The organism is Streptococcus sp. 53 (genome assembly GCF_013276565.1).
In the GTDB taxonomy this organism is placed as follows: Bacteria; Bacillota; Bacilli; order Lactobacillales; family Streptococcaceae; genus Streptococcus.
This window is the reverse complement of the sequence record NZ_VMLG01000017.1, coordinates 16,309-33,412: the sequence shown is the minus strand read 5'-3', so window position 1 is coordinate 33,412 and position 17,104 is coordinate 16,309. Positions and strand designations below refer to the sequence as shown.

Sequence of the window (17,104 nt, the reverse complement as noted above, 5' to 3'; positions counted from 1 at the left end):
ACGCCGGAAGTAGTTGGGGTTGCCCCCTGTGAGATATGGAAGTCGCTTAGCTTTATTCCGCCATAGCTCAGTTGGTAGTAGCGCATGACTGTTAATCATGATGTCGTAGGTTCGAGTCCTACTGGCGGAGTAGTTAATTAAAGGAGGTTTTGACCTCTTTTTTGTTATATAATTAATAATCTATCTCGCACCTAATGAAGCGAGATATTTTTCTTGACGATAGAAGTTTCAGACATCATCATTTTTGAACAGTGATAGCACTTGAATCGACGCTCTCTAAGTAGATTTCTAGTAGACATACCAGTCGTTTCGAGGTAAGAAATCTTAGAATGTTTTTGAAAGTCATATTTCTTCATTTGACTTCCACACTCAGGGCAAGACGGAGCATCGTAGTCCAGTTTAGCGATGATTTCCTTATGTGTCCCCCTATTGATGATATCCATAATTTAGAAATTAGTGTCTGTAAGCTCTAGTAATTTTGTGATAAAGTGTAATTGTTCCATATGATTCTTTCTAATGATGGTTTGGTACCTTTTCATTATAAATCTTATGGAATTTTTTTCTACCCTAAAAAGTGCTTCATTTCTATTCAATCACTTTATAGCTTAAACTGAGAAAGATTCAATGCAATGGTAACCGTACAGGATGATTTGTAATAAGGATAATTTTGTAAATCATTTATAGGAATTTTTTATTTTTAGGGATTTAATAGTTTGTTTTTGATGTAAGGTATTTATTCTATTCTGTCAACTTTTCCTATTTTTTCTCTTGTTGAGATTGGTATTTTAACAATTCAGGAATTGATAGTGAATGTGTAAAATTTTTTGTTAGAATAAGTTCATAAAAAAGAAAAGGAGTATTTGATTATGTTACAAAAAATTTATGAGCAGATGGCGGATTTTTATAGAAATATTGAAGAAGAGTATGGTACTGTATTTGGTGATAATTTTGACTGGGAACATTTTCATTTTAAATTTTTGATTTATTATTTAGTTCGATATGGCATTGGGTGTCGTAGGGATTTTATTGTTTACCATTATCGTGTTTCTTATCGTTTGTATCTTGAAAAATTGATAATGAAACAAGGTTTTGTTGCTTGTTGAGACAGTATGAGTTAATTTCCGAACAAATTTAACTTTTTATGGGAAAATAATGATAAATAGCCGGAATTTTTTCTAAAACATTTTTTAATAGTTGGAAATAGCAAATCTTTCTATTGTTTCTTCTTGATAAAAAGGCGATTTTTTCTTATAATAAATTGTAAGATATAATTGCGGGTGAGATTCCTGCCATGTATGTGAGAAAGGAAGAGCCTGAGGGCTCAGACAAGATTATGACTTCAGTTGTTGTTGTAGGTACCCAATGGGGTGATGAAGGTAAAGGGAAGATTACAGACTTCCTTTCAGCGAATGCAGAAGTGATTGCACGTTACCAAGGTGGTGATAATGCAGGTCACACGATTGTGATCGATGGTAAGAAATTTAAGTTGCACTTGATTCCATCTGGAATTTTCTTCCCTGAAAAAATCTCTGTTATTGGGAATGGTATGGTTGTAAATCCTAAATCTCTTGTGAAAGAGTTGAGTTATCTTCATGAGGAAGGTGTTACAACTGATAACTTCCGTATTTCTGATCGCGCGCATGTTATTTTGCCTTATCATATCGAGTTAGACCGTTTGCAAGAAGAAGCTAAGGGCGACAATAAGATTGGGACTACAATCAAGGGAATTGGTCCAGCTTATATGGACAAGGCTGCTCGTGTTGGGATTCGTATTGCAGATCTTTTGGATAAAGATATTTTCCGTGAGCGTTTAGAACGTAACCTTGCTGAAAAGAATCGTCTTTTTGAAAAATTGTATGACAGTAAAGCTATTGCTTTCGATGATATTTTTGAAGAGTATTACGAATATGGTCAACAAATCAAGAAATATGTGACAGACACATCTGTCATTTTGAATGATGCGCTTGATAACGGTAAACGTGTGCTTTTTGAAGGTGCACAAGGAGTTATGCTCGATATCGACCAAGGTACCTATCCATTTGTTACGTCATCAAACCCTGTAGCTGGTGGTGTGACAATTGGTTCTGGTGTCGGTCCAAGCAAGATTGACAAGGTTGTTGGTGTATGTAAAGCCTATACGAGTCGTGTTGGAGACGGTCCTTTCCCAACTGAGTTGTTTGATGAAGTGGGAGAACGTATCCGTGAAGTCGGTCATGAATATGGTACAACAACTGGTCGTCCACGTCGTGTGGGATGGTTTGATTCAGTTGTGATGCGCCATAGCCGTCGCGTTTCTGGTATTACTAACCTTTCATTGAACTCTATCGATGTTTTGAGTGGTTTAGATACAGTGAAAATCTGTGTGGCCTATGATCTTGATGGTCAACGTATTGACTACTATCCAGCTAGTCTTGAGCAATTGAAACGTTGCAAGCCTATCTATGAAGAGTTGCCAGGTTGGTCAGAAGATATTACTGGAGTTCGTAATTTGGAAGATCTTCCTGAGAATGCGCGTAACTATGTTCGTCGTGTGAGTGAATTGGTTGGCGTTCGTATTTCTACTTTCTCAGTAGGTCCTGGTCGTGAACAAACAAATATTTTAGAAAGTGTTTGGTCGTAAGAGATTTTTAAGATTTGTTTAAGATAGGTCGGGTATACTATAGACAGTTACAAGAAGACCTCCTAACTTGTTGTAACAAATATCCTAAACTTTTCTTTTTCATAATAATCTCCCTATAAAGTCACCGCATTCGGTGGCTTTTTTTGTGTTAGGATTCATGATATAATAATAAAACTGACAAGTAGAAAAAGGGAAATTGATGAATTATACAGTTGAAGAAAAAGAAGTCTTTATGAGGGAAGCTTTGAGAGAGGCTAAGATTGCTCTTGAACACGATGAAATTCCAATTGGTTGTGTGATTGTCAAGGATGGAGAAATCATTGGTCGCGGGCATAATGCGCGTGAGGAACTGCAGCGAGCAGTTATGCATGCGGAAATTATGGCCATAGAGAATGCGAATCTGAGTGAGGAGAGCTGGCGCTTACTTGATTGCACGCTTTTTGTGACCATTGAGCCTTGTGTCATGTGTAGTGGGGCGATTGGACTTGCCCGTATTCCAAACGTGGTCTACGGGGCTAAAAACCATAAATTTGGCGCTGCTGGGAGTTTGTACGATATCTTGACAGATGAGCGTCTCAATCATCGTGTGGAGGTTGAAACGGGAATTTTGGAAGATGAATGCGCAGCTATTATGCAGGACTTTTTTAGAAATAGACGGAAAAAATAATTTTGCTTTTAAAATGAATAGGAATGTGATATAATAAATAGTGGAGCAACAGTTCTGCGTGAAGCGGGTCAGGGGAGGAATCCAGCAGCCCTAAGCGATTTGAATTGTGTGCTCTTTTTTTCGTGCTTTTTCCGAATAAATAAGATAGAATAATCTAGAATAAATGATAATAGAAAAGAGAAGATGATGAAAATTCGTGGTTTTGAATTGGTTTCTAGTTTTACAGATGAAAGTTTATTGCCCAAGCGTGAGACAGCGCATGCGGCTGGTTACGACTTAAAGGTTGCAGTACGTATGGTTATTGCGCCAGGAGAGATTGTATTAGTTCCGACAGGGGTTAAGGCTTATATGCAGCCGACTGAGGTTCTCTACCTCTATGATCGTTCTTCAAACCCTCGTAAGAAGGGCTTGGTTTTAATTAATTCAGTTGGGGTCGTTGACGGGGATTATTATGGAAATCCTGGGAATGAAGGGCATATTTTTGCGCAGATGAAGAATATCACAGACCAAGAGGTTATTCTTGAAGTTGGGGAACGTGTTGTCCAGGCTGTCTTTGCACCTTTCTTAATCGCAGATGGAGATGCGGCTGATGGCGTTCGAACTGGTGGATTTGGATCGACTGGGCACTAGAATGAAGATTATCTTTGTACGTCACGGGGAGCCAGATTATCGTGAGTTAGAGGAGCGTTCTTATACGGGATTTGGGATAGATTTGGCGCCCTTGTCTGAGAAGGGACGGCAGCAAGCTCAGGAACTGAGCACCAATCCTTTACTCCTTTCAGCTGAAATAATCATATCTTCTGCAGTCACAAGAGCTTTAGAAACGGCTTCTTATGTAGTTTGTGCTACGGGACTTCCTTTGAGAGTGGAGCCATTATTGCATGAATGGCAGGTCTATGAAAGTAGCACAGATAATTTTGAAAAAGCTCGTACTATGTTTCTAGAAAACAAGGGGGAGTTACTTCCTAATAGTCCTATTCAATATGAGACAGCTACGGAAATGAAGTCTCGTTTTTTAGAATGTATGTCTAAGTATCGAGAACATCAGACTGTGGTAGTTGTTGCTCATCGAATGCTCATGCGTCAGTTTGTGCCAAATGATAAGATTGATTTTTGCCAAGTGATTGAGTGTGAGTTAGAGATATAGAAAGAGGTTTATCATCGCAAAGAAAAAAGCGACATTTGTATGTCAAAATTGTGGGTATAATTCCCCTAAATATCTGGGGCGTTGCCCTAACTGTGGGTCTTGGTCTTCTTTTGTAGAAGAGGTTGAGGTTGCCGAGGTCAAGAATGCGCGTGTGTCCTTGACAGGTGAGAAAACCAAGCCCATGAAACTGGCTGAAGTGACTTCAATCAATGTCAATCGAACCAAGACGGAGATGGAGGAATTTAATCGTGTACTTGGAGGTGGAGTGGTACCAGGAAGTCTCGTTCTCATAGGTGGGGATCCTGGGATTGGGAAATCAACCCTTCTTTTACAAGTCTCAACCCAGCTGTCTCAAGTGGGGACGGTTCTCTACGTCAGTGGGGAGGAGTCTGCCCAGCAAATCAAGTTGCGAGCGGAACGCTTGGGAGATATTGATAGTGAGTTTTATCTCTATGCAGAGACCAATATGCAAAGTGTTCGCGCAGAGGTAGAGAGAATCCAGCCAGACTTCCTCGTTATTGACTCTATCCAAACCATTATGTCTCCTGAGATTTCAGGGGTGCAGGGGTCTGTTTCTCAAGTGCGTGAGGTGACGGCTGAACTTATGCAGCTGGCCAAAACCAATAACATTGCCATCTTTATCGTAGGTCATGTGACCAAGGAAGGAACCTTGGCTGGGCCGAGAATGTTGGAGCATATGGTGGATACGGTGCTTTACTTTGAAGGGGAGCGCCACCATACCTTTCGTATCTTGAGGGCAGTCAAAAACCGTTTTGGTTCCACTAATGAGATTGGGATTTTTGAGATGCAGTCGGGCGGTTTGGTTGAGGTCCTCAATCCGAGTCAAGTTTTCTTAGAAGAGCGTTTGGATGGGGCGACTGGTTCCTCTATCGTTGTGACCATGGAAGGGACGCGTCCGATTTTGGCGGAGGTTCAGGCTTTGGTAACACCGACCATGTTTGGAAATGCTAAGCGTACGACGACGGGACTTGATTTTAATCGTGCTAGCTTGATTATGGCTGTTTTGGAAAAGCGTGCAGGTCTTCTCTTGCAAAATCAGGACGCCTATCTCAAATCTGCTGGCGGTGTCAAATTGGATGAACCTGCCATTGACTTGGCAGTTGCAGTTGCCATTGCTTCGAGCTATAAAGACAAGCCAACTAATCCTCAGGAATGTTTTGTGGGAGAACTGGGCTTGACAGGAGAGATTCGGCGCGTGAATCGTATCGAACAACGTATCAACGAAGCTGCTAAATTGGGCTTTACTAAGATTTATGTACCCAAAAATTCCTTGACAGGAATCACTCCGCCCAAGGAAATTCAGGTCATTGGCGTAACAACGATTCAGGAAGTTTTGAAAAAGGTCTTTGCATAATCCGTGACAAATCCTCTTAAAAATGATAAGATAGGAGAAATATTTGACTATCAAATTTTCGAGGAGGGAATCGTGTCGTATTTTGAACAGTTTATGCAAGCCAATCAGGCTTATGTTGCCCTACATGGGCAGTTAAATCTACCACTTAAACCCAAAACTAGAGTAGCCATTGTGACCTGTATGGACTCTCGTTTGCACGTTGCGCCAGCCCTAGGTTTGGCACTTGGGGATGCTCATATCTTGCGGAATGCAGGTGGTCGAGTGACTGAGGACATGATTCGTTCGCTAGTTATTTCCCAGCAACAAATGGGGACAAGAGAGATTGTGGTATTGCACCATACAGACTGTGGTGCTCAGACCTTTGAAAATGGACCTTTTCAGGAGTATTTAAAAGAGGAACTAGGTGTCGATGTGTCAGACCAGGACTTTTTGTCCTTCCAAGATATAGAGGAGAGTGTGCGTGAGGATATGCAACTCCTTATCGAGTCTCCCTTAATACCAGATGATGTGATAATCTCTGGTGCCATTTACGATGTGGATACAGGAAGTATGACAGTCGTAGAATTATAAATACTTCATTTAGAAAGAAAGTGTATGAAGAAAAACAGCATTTTATTTATTTTTATCTTATTGCTATGTATTGGTTTGCAGTATGAAACTATCTACTATACGGACGGTTCGATGTCAGCTGCGGAATATGGACTAATGGGAGTTTCTATCTTTCTAGCTCTCTTTTACATAATTCCGGCTCTTTATTTCCTTTTCCGTATTGGGAAAAAATGGGAATTGCCAAAGAATGCCTTGATTTTGTCTTTATTGGGTGGGATGTTCCTTTCAGGATGGCTGTCTAGCTTTGCTAATACCTATATCCATGATTTATTGGAGGTTCTTTTCCCAGATAGTGCATTTTTAAATGCCTTTGAAAGTGCCATTGTGGCTCCTTTGGTAGAAGAACCCTTGAAATTGTTGCCACTTGTCTTTGTTTTAGCTTTGATTCCTGTGCGAAAATTAAAATCTTTGTTTTTACTAGGGATTGCTTCTGGTTTGGGATTTCAAATGATTGAGGATATTGGCTACATTCGTACGGATTTGCCAGAGGGCTTTGACTTTACTATTTCGAGGATTTTAGAGCGTATCATCTCAGGAATTGCCTCTCACTGGACTTTTTCAGGTCTAGCTATAGTGGGTGTTTACTTGCTTTACAGAGCCTATAAAGGACAGAAGGTTGGCAAGAAACAGGGGCATATTTTCCTAGGTTTAGCCTTGGGAACTCATTTCTTGTTTAACTCTCCTTTTGTGGAGTTGGAGACAGAGTTGCCTTTAGCGATTCCAGTGGTGACGGCTATTACTCTCTATGGTTTTTATCAGGCTTATCGCTTTGTTGAGAAGCACAATGAGTTGATGAACTAGAATATTTTTCAAAAGAATGATACAAGGGCACAAATATGGTGCCCTTCTTTTATTTTTGATTGAAAAATAGTGTAAAAAGCGCTACAATGGTAGATGGAAAAATCTTGTGAAAAGCACAAACGATACATATATACCGGAGGAAATCATGTCTTTTTCTGATTTAAAGCTGTTTGCCCTTTCTTCTAATAAAGAATTGGCAGAACGTGTGGCGCAAGAGATTGGGATAGAGTTGGGGAAATCAAGTGTTCGCCAATTTTCAGATGGAGAGATTCAGGTCAACATCGAAGAATCAATCCGTGGAAAACACGTCTTTATCCTACAATCAACTAGCTCGCCCGTAAATGACAATCTGCTTGAAATTTTGATTATGGTAGATGCTTTGAAGCGTGCGAGTGCAGAATCTATCAATGTTGTTATGCCTTACTATGGGTATGCACGTCAGGATAGAAAGGCGAGAGCGCGTGAGCCAATCACTTCAAAACTTGTTGCAAATATGCTTGAAGTAGCTGGGGTGGATCGTTTATTGACCATCGACTTGCATGCTGCGCAAATTCAAGGATTCTTTGATATTCCTGTGGATCACTTGATGGGTGCTCCTCTGATTGCGGATTATTTTGAGCGTCGTGGCATGGTTGGTTCTGACTATGTGGTTGTCAGCCCAGACCATGGAGGGGTGACTCGTGCTCGTAAGTTGGCAGAATTTTTGAAAACATCTATCGCTATCATTGACAAACGTCGTAGTGTTGATAAGATGAATACCAGTGAAGTCATGAACATCATCGGTAAGGTAGAAGGCAAGACTTGTATCTTGATTGATGATATGATTGATACTGCTGGAACGATTTGTCATGCGGCAGATGCTCTTGCAGAAGCTGGTGCTGTTGAAGTCTATGCAAGCTGTACGCACCCAGTTCTTTCTGGTCCTGCTATGGACAATATCCAAAAATCAGCTATTAAGAAATTGGTTGTTTTGGATACCATCTATCTGCCAGAAGAGCGTTTGATTGATAAGATTGAGCAGATTTCAATCGCTCATCTCCTAGGGGATGCTATCGTACGTATTCATGAAAAACGACCACTTTCTCCACTTTTCGGTATTGAGAAAAAAATTTAATGACCAAGCCTGAGATGATTCTCAGGTTTTTTCGTTTTTTTCCGAATAAATAGATAGTAGCAGTGAATCTAGTAAACATAGATTTAAAAATGTGCTATAATGAAAGGAGAAGAAATATGACTGTGCGTCATCCGGGCATCAGCCCAACCAATGACTTGGTTGCTAAAAAAATCTTTAGCAATCCAGAAATCACTTGTCAATTTATCCGCGATATGCTGGACTTGCCAGCAAAAAATGTGACCATTTTGGAGGGAAGTAACATTCACGTCTTGCCCACTACACGGTACTCGGCACAGGATTTCTATACCAGTATAGACGTCTTGGCGGAGTTGGACAATGGAACGCAAGTAATTATTGAGATTCAGGTGCATCATCAGAATTTTTTCATCAATCGCCTGTGGGCTTACCTATGCAGTCAGGTCAATCAAAATCTAGAAAAAATTCGTCAACGTGAAGGTGATACCCACCAGAGTTACAAACACATCGCCCCAGTTTATGCTATCGCTATCGTGGACAGTAATTATTTTCAAGATGACTTAGCTTTTCATAGCTTTAGCATGCGAGAGGATACGACAGGTGAGGTTTTAACCATCACCAATAATGGACAGGAACATCATCTAGTCAAGATGGCGTTCTTGGAATTAAGAAAATACAGAGAAACCAGCAAAGACGAGGTTCGCAAGCCATGGTTGGAGTTTTTCGGTAACAAGCCCTTTACCCAACAACCTGAGCGAGCCATAAGCCAAGCAGACCAACTGCTAGACTATAAAAGCTGGTCCGAGGAGGATAGGAAAATGTTTAGTGAACAACGCAGGCGTGAAGAACAAGCCTTACTCGCTCATGACTATGCCTTGGAAACAGCTAGGGCGGAAGGTATTGAACAGGGACTGGAGCGTGGGAAAGTTGAAGGATAAATCTTTGCCTTTCTAGATTTAGTACGCCAACATGCTTTATCTTCCGAATTTGCGAGTGAACAATTAGACACAAATTGAAAAAATATCAAGTTGACTTGACTTTTTTTATAGAATAGTATAGTATTTAGATACAAGCACTCCTTTTGCTCCCTGTTTCATAGCAACTGGAGTCATTTTTTTATAAATTTAGAAGGTTAATGATGTACACAACTGATAATAGTATTTCTTTGTCAAGAGATTTAAAGAGAGAAATGAAAGCATTTTTACCTCTTGAAGATTTGGTAAGTTATCTTTCAGATAAGCTAGATATGTCACCTGAAGAGGAACTAGATTCCAAAAATTTTTTACGTTGCCATAATTACTATTCGTTTTCTGCTTTTATTAAACAGGTTCCAGATAATCTTCATAAAGGAAAATTTCAAGCAGCGATTTCATTGTATGAATTTAATGACTGGTTGTCACAGTTTCTGTTTATATTTTCTGGTAGATTAGAGCAGTTTATAAAATCAACTTTTATTGAATCGCTTTGTCAGCAATATAATGGAAAATATCAAAAAGGTGAGTGTTACTTGGATGAAACTATTTATGAAAACTCTGAATTATATAACGAATTTATTTCAATTATAGAAAAACATTTATCAGAGAATCAAAGTCTGTCAATACAGCATCATATCAAAAATAAAGGTTCTAAGTTCCCAATTTGGGTGCTTTTTCAAGAGATGACTTTTGGGGAAACAACTCGTTTTATAAGTGCACTGAAAAAAGAGTACCGGGAGTATTGGATAGATACTACATTTTTATCAACTGGTGTGGTAAATTCTAAAATTCATGGAGAAGAAATCCGGAGTAAATTATTTGGCTGGGTTTCAGCTACATGGTATATGAGAAATAGGACAGCACATCATTTAAGACTATATGGTCAAAATTTTACAATAGCAAGTCCAAGTTTCTTTTCAGCTGATTTGCGTCAAATAAACAAGAATGCAGAGACTAAAAAGAAAAAGACCCATAATAACGATTTATTTGCTTATCTTTTAGCTATGAAAAATCTTATACAACATCATTCACATTCTTTTGTTCAAGATTGGAACGATTTTTTAATGAGTTTAGAGGCACAGTTGATGGAAAAGTCAAATATCATATTATCTAGTAAGATTGGTTTGCCAAGCAATTGGAAAGATATATTGTGGATTGGTTGAACTAAGGAATGATTTATTTGCTCAAGCTATTATTCAGAGAATCTTTGACAATCCAGATGAGAAACCAAACATTAAGAAGTTGATTACCAAGATGAATGAAGGATAAGATGCGAGATTTTGTAATCGCTATAGCGGACGATGTAATAGCTGAACAAGGTGAGAAAATCAGAATCATCAAGGAACACGATGATGCTCTTTCCGTCTGTAAAGAAGATTTGGAAACTCAGTCAAGAATACCAAGAGCAGGTCAAGATGATTCAAATCGTTCCTAGATTCAGTGTGCTTTAATTTTAAAAATTAGGTGTCAAAACCTTTTTTAATACAGACAAAATTAAGGATAAACAATAATTTTAATAACTTTTATTTTTTTTCGTCTCTTTTCCGAATAAATAGATAGAGCCAGAGAATCTAGTAAACCTAGATTTAAAAATGTGCTATAATGAAAGGAGAAGAAATATGACCTTACGTCATCCGGGCATTAGCCCAACTAATGATTTGGTTGCTAAGAAAATCTTTAGCAACCCAGAAATCACTTGTCAATTTATTCGCGATATGCTGGACTTGCCAGCTAAAAATGTGACCATTTTGGAGGGAAGTAACATTCATGTCTTGCCTTCCCTGCCTTACTCGGCTCAGGATTTCTATACCAGTATAGACGTCTTGGCGGAGTTGGACAATGGAACACAGGTTATCATTGAAATTCAAGTTCATCATCAGAATTTTTTCATCAATCGCCTGTGGGCGTATCTGTGTAGTCAGGTCAATCAAAATCTCGAAAAAATTCGCCAACAAGAAGGAAACACTCACCAAAGTTATAAACACATAGCACCAGTATACGCTATTGCTATCGTTGACAGTAATTATTTTCAAGATGATTTAGCCTTTCACAGTTTTAGTATGCGAGAGGACACGACAGGTGAGATATTAACCATCACCAATAATGGACAAGAAAACCATTTAGTTAAGATGGCGTTCTTAGAACTAAAAAAATATAGAGAAACCAGCAAAGATAAGGTTCGTAAACCATGGTTGGAGTTTTTCGGTAACAAGCCCTTTACCCAAGAACCCGAGCGAGCCATCAGTCAGGCAGACCAACTGCTGGACTACAAGAGCTGGTCCGAGGAGGACAGGAAGATGTTTAGCCAACTACGTATGCGCGAAGAACAAGCCTTGTTAGCACAGGACTATGCCTTGGAAACTGCTAGAGCGGAAGGAATCGAAAAAGGTTTAGAGCGAGGTCTTGAACGTGGTCGTGCAGAGGGTCTTGAACAAGGGCGAGCAGAAGGCGTTGAACAGGGACTGGAGCGTGGGAAAATCTTTACCTTTCTAGATTTAGTACGCCAACATGTTTTAACTTCCGAATTCGCGAGTGAACAATTGGGTATGTCAGTAGCGGAGTTTGAAGCACTTTTGTAATACCATCACAGTAATGGCGTTCTTAGAACTAAAAAATACAGAGAAACCAGTAAAGACGAGGTTCGCAAACCGTGGTTGGAGTTTTTCGGGAACAAGCCCTTTACCCAAGAACCCGAGCGAGCCATCAGCCAGGCAGACCAACTGCTGGACTACAAGAGCTGGTCCGAGGAGGACAGGAAGATGTTTAGTCAACTACGTATGCGAGAAGAACAAGCCTTGTTGGCACAGGACTATGCTTTGGAAACAGCTAGAGCGGAAGGTCTTGAACAGGGATTGGAACGAGGTCTTGAGCGTAGTCGAGCAGAAGGTATTGAACAAGGTTTAGAGCGTGGACTTGAACGTGGTCGTGCAGAGGGTATTGAAAAAGGGCGCGAAGAAGGCATTGAAGAGGGATTAAAAGTAGGTTTAGTAAATCTAGTACATAAAGGTCTTTTGACATCCGAGGTTGCGAGTGAACAATTGGGCATGTCAGTAGCTGAGTTCGAGTCCTTGCTATGAGGTCACATTTTAAATAGTAGAAAGTTAATGAAATGGCGAGTTATTTCTAAAATACTTGTCATTTTTGCTTGACATTTGGAAGGGGTTATAGGATAATATCATGGAAGTGAGTTCTATCCAACTATCGATATGGATTAGATATGTGAGGTTTGACTCAGGGTTTAAGAAATTTGTGAGATTTTCACTTGTGAGATACGGTATTTGAAGAGTATTTCATCTCACAAAGACGTTTTTTCCCCTTTTTTGAAAAAAATAGGTAAAAAGTTGATGAAAACCCTTGACAAATCCTGCAAATATTTATATACTGTATGGTAGTAAGATAGTCTTACGAAAAAATATTTTAAAGAAAAATAAAGGAGATAAAACGATGAAAAAAGTTTTATTGACAAGCGCAGTCGCTCTTGCAGCATTTGGTGCTGTACAAGCTGTTTCAGCTGACAGACAATTGACACCTGAAGAAGCAGCATCAGTTAGAAAAGTTGAAAAAACTTACGATCCTTCACAAGTGGAAAAAGCAACTGAAACTAACCGTGCTGAACAAGTTCTAGCAAATGGAGATAAAGTAGTATCTGTTCAATATGCAGATGGTTCTACTTATACTTATTTGGTAATTAATCCTAACAATCAATTCAAGGATAAAGTATCTAATCCATATGATAGCCAATTTAATCTTAAAGATGGTAAAGTTCAAAAGGTTGTACCATTCACAAATGGAACACATGGACGTATCAACGTTAAAGATAAACAAGGTGCACCAGTTGCAGGTGTTGAATTTGAGCTATTAGTTTACAAAACTACTGAAGATTTCTTGAATGCTCAAGGTGGAAAACCTGTTAAAGATGCCCCAGCTCTTGTAAGTGCTAAGACAAATGAAGCAGGTGATGCTGAGTTTGAATTACACGAGGGTGGAGTAGCGGTTTACCGTATTTTGACAGTACCAAAAGGTTACTTTTTACCTGAGCGCCTAACAAAATCTTCACTATTTACAGCAGATGCAGTTGGACGTAACGAAAATAATGATATGTATGTAAATGCATCAGTTGAAATTGAAAAAACTGACAGCTACAATGTTGTTCGTACTGAGTGGGTTCAAGGTGAAAACGGCTGGCATTACTATGACAACAACAAACAAGTTACTGGTTGGAAACAAATCGACGGTAAATGGTACTTCTTTAACGCTGAAGGCGTAATGCAAAAATGGTGGGTTAAAGATGGTAACACTTGGTACTACCTAAATGGTTCAGGTGCTATGGAAACTGGTTGGTTGCAACACGGTGGCAAATGGTACTTCCTTGAAGCATCAGGTGCTATGAAAGCTAGCCAATGGTTTGAAGTTGCTGGTAAATGGTACTACGTTGACGGTTCTGGTGCCCTTGCAGTTAATACTACTGTAGGTGGATACACTGTAAACGGAAACGGTGAATGGGTTAAATAATCTAGTTTAATCAAAAAAGCAGGAGATTTCTTCTGCTTTTTATTTTTTCCATAAAAAGTTCAGTTTTTTTTAGAATTTTTTTAAAAAATAAGATACAATAAAACTAGGTTTATTACCTAAAATTTTAAACATGGAGAATGCTCATATGAAAAATAAAAAAGCTTTAGCCCTAGCAGTAGCTAGCTTGACAATGGCAAGTGCAGCAGTTTTAACCAGTTACTCTGCAATTACAGCTCGTCCAGTAAGTGCGGAAGAAGTTGTTTATAGAACTGAGTGGATCACAGTGATTAATGGTCGTTCACAAGAACGTAAGACAGTATTTTTTGAAGATGGGAATCAGCCGATCTCTAAACATTCGACAATTGAAGGATTTGAATTTCAACGTGCCTATGTTGAAGGGGGAAGAAAATACTACTTATTCGTTGAGAAAGGGACAAAGATTGATGATTATGTAAACGATCCCGATGCGTCTGTCAGTGAGTTAAATACTCAAGGCTATAAAACTTCTGATAAAGATGTAAAATGGCGTGTGTCTGCTGGTAATCGTTATCTTTACTATAAAGGAAATCCTGTAAAAGGTTGGGCTAATGTTGATGGAAAAACTTACTATTTTGATAGTGAAGGTGTTATGGCTCACGGAGTTCTTGAAAACACATCTGAACGTTACTATCTAGACGGACAAGGTGTTAAGAAAACTGGTTTCATTAAAGTAGGAGAAAAAACCTATTATTTTGTGTCAGATGGAGCTCGTAAGACAGAGATTATCTCTGAAAATGGAAAAACTTATTTTGTCAAAGATGGTGTTGTGACAATTGGAGCGCATAAGGTAGGTGATAAATGGTACTTCTTTGCTGAAGACGGTACAACCAAGTCAGGTATTGTAAAAGATAGTGCTGGAAAATGGTATTACATTACTACAGAAGGTGAGCGTAAGACAGGTCTTATCAAGGGTGCTGGCGATAAGTATTACTATGTCACTGAAGAAGGTGAACGTAAGTTTGGGGAAATTACCGTTGATGGTAAAACATATTTCTTAACAGATGAATCTAATACAAAAGCTGGCTGGAATAAAGTTGATAGTAACTGGATTTATGTAAATAAAGAAGGCAAACGTCAAGTTGGCTGGTTACAAGATGGTGGTAAGTGGTATTACTTTAACGCTGAAGGCATCATGCAAAAATGGTGGGTTAAAGATGGTAGCACTTGGTACTACCTAAATGGTTCAGGCGAAATGCAAACAGGCTGGTTGCAAGATGGTAGCACTTGGTACTATTTAAACAGTTCAGGTGCTATGCAAACAGGTTGGGCTAAAGTAGGTGATTCATGGTACTACCTTAAAGGTTCAGGTGCTATGGTAACTGGCTGGTTCCAAGTTGGTGGTAAGTGGTACTATGCTTATAGTTCAGGTGCCCTTGCAGTAAGCACTACAGTCGATGGTTACTATGTAAATGCCAACGGTGAATGGGTATAAAATAACAAAGAGAGTGGTTCAAACTGCTCTCTTTCTGTTATTGTTAAATATTTCTACACTTTTTATGTTTTTTATTGCATTTATTATAGGAAAGAGATATAATCTATATAAATTTAACCATTTAATAAAGGAGGTTCTTCTCATGAAGAAAACACTAACAGGTATCTTACTAGCTACTTCAGTGCTAGCTATGGCTTCAGTTCAACCAGCACAAGCTGCCGAAACAGGGGCAACAACGGCTACAACAACTTCTACGGTTAAAGAAGTCCACTATGCAACATTTAAAAATGGTGGACCTGTAGATATCAAAGCTGCACTTACAGGTGCTGCTGTGACAGCTGCATCTATTGAGAATCACCCTGAAATTGCAAATTATATCTATACTTCTAGTAGAGAAGAAGATGGTATTATGTATCATATGTATGCGCCTACTGCTACGACAGGTACTACGAATTCTGGTACTCAGACCAATCCATACCATAGAGATAACAACCAAAACAATGGTAGCACTAGTAATGCTAATGGGAATAATAACCAAAATGGTACTGGTGCAAACAATAATAATGGCTCAACAACAAATTCTAATTCTCCAGTAAAAAAAGTTCGTTTTGTAGAATATAAACCTGGTAGTGATGTTCCAGTTGATATTAAAGATCCACGTACAGGCTCTGCAGCTTCTGATACCAGTCGTCTGGATATTGCCAACTATACTTATGTTACTGGTGAATTAAAAGGTGATACACTTTACCATATCTATCGCTCAAATTCAACGACTAATACTAACCAAAATAATAATCAGAACCAGTCTAATTCTGCAGGTCAATTCAAAACGGAGAATGGGAAGGTCTACTATATTAAGGACGGCAAAAAAGTTACTGGCTGGCAAAAAATTGATAGTAAGACTTACTACTTTGAAGCTGATGGAGCTATGAAAAAAGGTCTATTGACTTCAGGTGATAAGCAATACTATTTAGATGAAAAAGATGGTGTTAAAAAGCTAGGCTTTGTAAAAGTTGCTGATAAGGTTTACTATTTTGTTGAAAATGGTGATAAGAAAACTGGCTTTATCAAAATTGATGATAAAACTTACTATCTAAAAGAAGGTGTTCGTCTAACAGGGGATATTACAGTAGACGGAAAACATTATTTCTTAGATGAGGAAGGTGTCCTTAAACCAGGTATTGTTTTAATTGATGGTAAAAAATTCTTCATTGATGATGAGGGAAATCGTCATGTTGGATGGAAGAAAATTGGACTGGATTGGTATTATTTCTCTAAAGAAGATGGAATGAAGACTGGTTGGGTCAAAGATGGGTCATGGTATTACTTGGATGAAACTGGTGTGATGAAAACTGGTTGGAAACAAGTTGATGGTAATTGGTACTATCTTAACGGCTCAGGTGCTATGCAGACAGGCTGGAAATTTATAAATGGTAGTTGGTACCATTTTGACAGTTTAGGTAAAATGGGTACTAGATGGATAAAAGACAATGGTACATGGTATTATCTTGACGGTTCAGGTGCTATGCAGACTGGTTGGAAGCTTTTAGATGGTAACTGGTATTACCTCAATGATTCAGGTGCTATGCAAACAGGTTGGCTCAAGCAAGGTGGAACTTGGTATTATCTTGCTGGCTCAGGTGCTATGAAGACAGGTTGGTACCAAGTTAGTGGTAAATGGTATTACTCATATTCATCAGGAGCTTTGGCTGTGAACACAACTATCGATGGTTACACAGTAAATGCCAATGGTGAGTGGGTGTAATGGATATAATAAAGAAATAAGGGGGAATTCCTCTTATTTTTTTGTCAATAAGGAGGTTATTTTTTGATTTTTC

General features: G+C 38.9%; 14 protein-coding genes, 1 tRNA gene, 1 other RNA gene and 4 pseudogenes. 19 read left to right on the top strand and 1 reads right to left on the bottom strand.

Translation table 11 applies throughout. The features are described 5' to 3' along the window. Positions 1-56: 56 nt before the first annotated feature. Positions 57-130, top strand: a tRNA-Asn gene (locus HT722_RS06160). 76 nt (positions 131-206) lie between these two features. Here HT722_RS06160 and HT722_RS06155 read toward each other — a convergent pair. Next, positions 207-443, bottom strand: a pseudogene (locus tag HT722_RS06155) (transposase family protein); the annotation flags it as partial. Between the two features lie 423 nt (positions 444-866). Between HT722_RS06155 and comW the strand changes: the two are divergent. The 18 genes and pseudogenes from comW (at position 867) to HT722_RS06065 (ending at position 17,031) form a co-directional block, all read left to right on the top strand. Further along, the gene (gene comW, locus HT722_RS06150) at positions 867-1,103 is read left to right on the top strand and encodes a sigma(X)-activator ComW (RefSeq protein WP_173224583.1); all 237 of its coding nucleotides are present in this window, start codon (positions 867-869) and stop codon (positions 1,101-1,103) included. A 230-nt stretch (positions 1,104-1,333) separates the two neighbouring features. Next, a complete protein-coding gene (locus tag HT722_RS06145) occupies positions 1,334-2,620 on the top strand; it encodes an adenylosuccinate synthase (protein WP_173251393.1) in 1,287 nt (428 codons plus the stop codon). 199 nt (positions 2,621-2,819) lie between these two features. Continuing rightward, entirely contained in the window at positions 2,820-3,287 is a 468-nt protein-coding gene (tadA, locus tag HT722_RS06140; RefSeq protein WP_173224585.1) for a tRNA adenosine(34) deaminase TadA, read from the top strand. Between the two features lie 32 nt (positions 3,288-3,319). After that, positions 3,320-3,417: signal recognition particle sRNA small type (gene ffs, locus HT722_RS06135), an RNA gene on the top strand. A 56-nt stretch (positions 3,418-3,473) separates the two neighbouring features. Next, positions 3,474-3,917 (top strand): dUTP diphosphatase, encoded by a 444-nt coding sequence (locus HT722_RS06130; protein ID WP_173224782.1) that lies wholly within the window; start codon positions 3,474-3,476, stop codon positions 3,915-3,917. Next, positions 3,877-4,434 carry a histidine phosphatase family protein gene (locus HT722_RS06125; RefSeq protein WP_173278106.1) on the top strand — a complete coding sequence of 186 codons (558 nt, stop codon included), beginning with the start codon at positions 3,877-3,879 and terminating at the stop codon, positions 4,432-4,434. Before HT722_RS06130 ends, HT722_RS06125 begins: the two co-directional genes overlap by 41 nt. A gap of 10 nt (positions 4,435-4,444) precedes the next feature. Beyond that, positions 4,445-5,809 (top strand): DNA repair protein RadA, encoded by a 1,365-nt coding sequence (gene radA, locus HT722_RS06120; protein WP_173224779.1) that lies wholly within the window; start codon positions 4,445-4,447, stop codon positions 5,807-5,809. Between the two features lie 72 nt (positions 5,810-5,881). Next, complete coding sequence (locus HT722_RS06115) at positions 5,882-6,379, top strand: carbonic anhydrase (protein WP_173278104.1); 498 nt, start codon at positions 5,882-5,884, stop codon at positions 6,377-6,379. Positions 6,380-6,403: 24 nt separating this feature from the next. Further along, positions 6,404-7,219: a PrsW family glutamic-type intramembrane protease gene (locus HT722_RS06110; protein WP_173278102.1), complete on the top strand. Its 816-nt coding sequence runs from the start codon at positions 6,404-6,406 to the stop codon at positions 7,217-7,219. Positions 7,220-7,364: 145 nt separating this feature from the next. Beyond that, the gene (locus HT722_RS06105; RefSeq protein WP_050243113.1) at positions 7,365-8,333 is read left to right on the top strand and encodes a ribose-phosphate diphosphokinase; all 969 of its coding nucleotides are present in this window, start codon (positions 7,365-7,367) and stop codon (positions 8,331-8,333) included. A gap of 116 nt (positions 8,334-8,449) precedes the next feature. Beyond that, a pseudogene (locus HT722_RS06100) lies at positions 8,450-9,325 on the top strand (Rpn family recombination-promoting nuclease/putative transposase). A 122-nt stretch (positions 9,326-9,447) separates the two neighbouring features. Next, complete coding sequence (locus HT722_RS06095; protein WP_173278100.1) at positions 9,448-10,446, top strand: Abi family protein; 999 nt, start codon at positions 9,448-9,450, stop codon at positions 10,444-10,446. 107 nt (positions 10,447-10,553) lie between these two features. Continuing rightward, positions 10,554-10,718 carry a hypothetical protein gene (locus HT722_RS06090; protein ID WP_173278099.1) on the top strand — a complete coding sequence of 55 codons (165 nt, stop codon included), beginning with the start codon at positions 10,554-10,556 and terminating at the stop codon, positions 10,716-10,718. Between the two features lie 184 nt (positions 10,719-10,902). After that, entirely contained in the window at positions 10,903-11,862 is a 960-nt protein-coding gene (locus tag HT722_RS06085; RefSeq protein WP_173278098.1) for an Rpn family recombination-promoting nuclease/putative transposase, read from the top strand. A 30-nt stretch (positions 11,863-11,892) separates the two neighbouring features. Continuing rightward, positions 11,893-12,360: pseudogene (locus HT722_RS06080) on the top strand (hypothetical protein); the annotation flags it as partial. A 1,135-nt stretch (positions 12,361-13,495) separates the two neighbouring features. Next, positions 13,496-13,795: pseudogene (locus HT722_RS10530) on the top strand (N-acetylmuramoyl-L-alanine amidase family protein); the annotation flags it as partial. A gap of 145 nt (positions 13,796-13,940) precedes the next feature. Next, positions 13,941-15,266, top strand: a complete 1,326-nt coding sequence (locus HT722_RS06070) for a nucleoside triphosphate hydrolase (protein WP_173213463.1) — start codon at positions 13,941-13,943, stop codon at positions 15,264-15,266. A 142-nt stretch (positions 15,267-15,408) separates the two neighbouring features. Continuing rightward, on the top strand, positions 15,409-17,031 hold the full coding sequence (locus HT722_RS06065; RefSeq protein ID WP_173234844.1) for an N-acetylmuramoyl-L-alanine amidase family protein: 1,623 nt from the start codon (positions 15,409-15,411) through the stop codon (positions 17,029-17,031). Positions 17,032-17,104 lie beyond the last annotated feature (73 nt).

Coding starts and splice junctions, on each gene's coding strand:
- comW (WP_173224583.1), top strand. CDS start 867: ATGTTACAAAAAATTTATGAGCAGATGGCGGATTTTTATAGAAATATT.
- HT722_RS06145 (WP_173251393.1), top strand. CDS start 1,334: ATGACTTCAGTTGTTGTTGTAGGTACCCAATGGGGTGATGAAGGTAAA.
- tadA (WP_173224585.1), top strand. CDS start 2,820: ATGAATTATACAGTTGAAGAAAAAGAAGTCTTTATGAGGGAAGCTTTG.
- HT722_RS06130 (WP_173224782.1), top strand. CDS start 3,474: ATGAAAATTCGTGGTTTTGAATTGGTTTCTAGTTTTACAGATGAAAGT.
- HT722_RS06125 (WP_173278106.1), top strand. CDS start 3,877: ATGGCGTTCGAACTGGTGGATTTGGATCGACTGGGCACTAGAATGAAG.
- HT722_RS06110 (WP_173278102.1), top strand. CDS start 6,404: ATGAAGAAAAACAGCATTTTATTTATTTTTATCTTATTGCTATGTATT.
- HT722_RS06105 (WP_050243113.1), top strand. CDS start 7,365: ATGTCTTTTTCTGATTTAAAGCTGTTTGCCCTTTCTTCTAATAAAGAA.
- HT722_RS06095 (WP_173278100.1), top strand. CDS start 9,448: ATGTACACAACTGATAATAGTATTTCTTTGTCAAGAGATTTAAAGAGA.
- HT722_RS06090 (WP_173278099.1), top strand. CDS start 10,554: ATGCGAGATTTTGTAATCGCTATAGCGGACGATGTAATAGCTGAACAA.
- HT722_RS06085 (WP_173278098.1), top strand. CDS start 10,903: ATGACCTTACGTCATCCGGGCATTAGCCCAACTAATGATTTGGTTGCT.
- HT722_RS06070 (WP_173213463.1), top strand. CDS start 13,941: ATGAAAAATAAAAAAGCTTTAGCCCTAGCAGTAGCTAGCTTGACAATG.
- HT722_RS06065 (WP_173234844.1), top strand. CDS start 15,409: ATGAAGAAAACACTAACAGGTATCTTACTAGCTACTTCAGTGCTAGCT.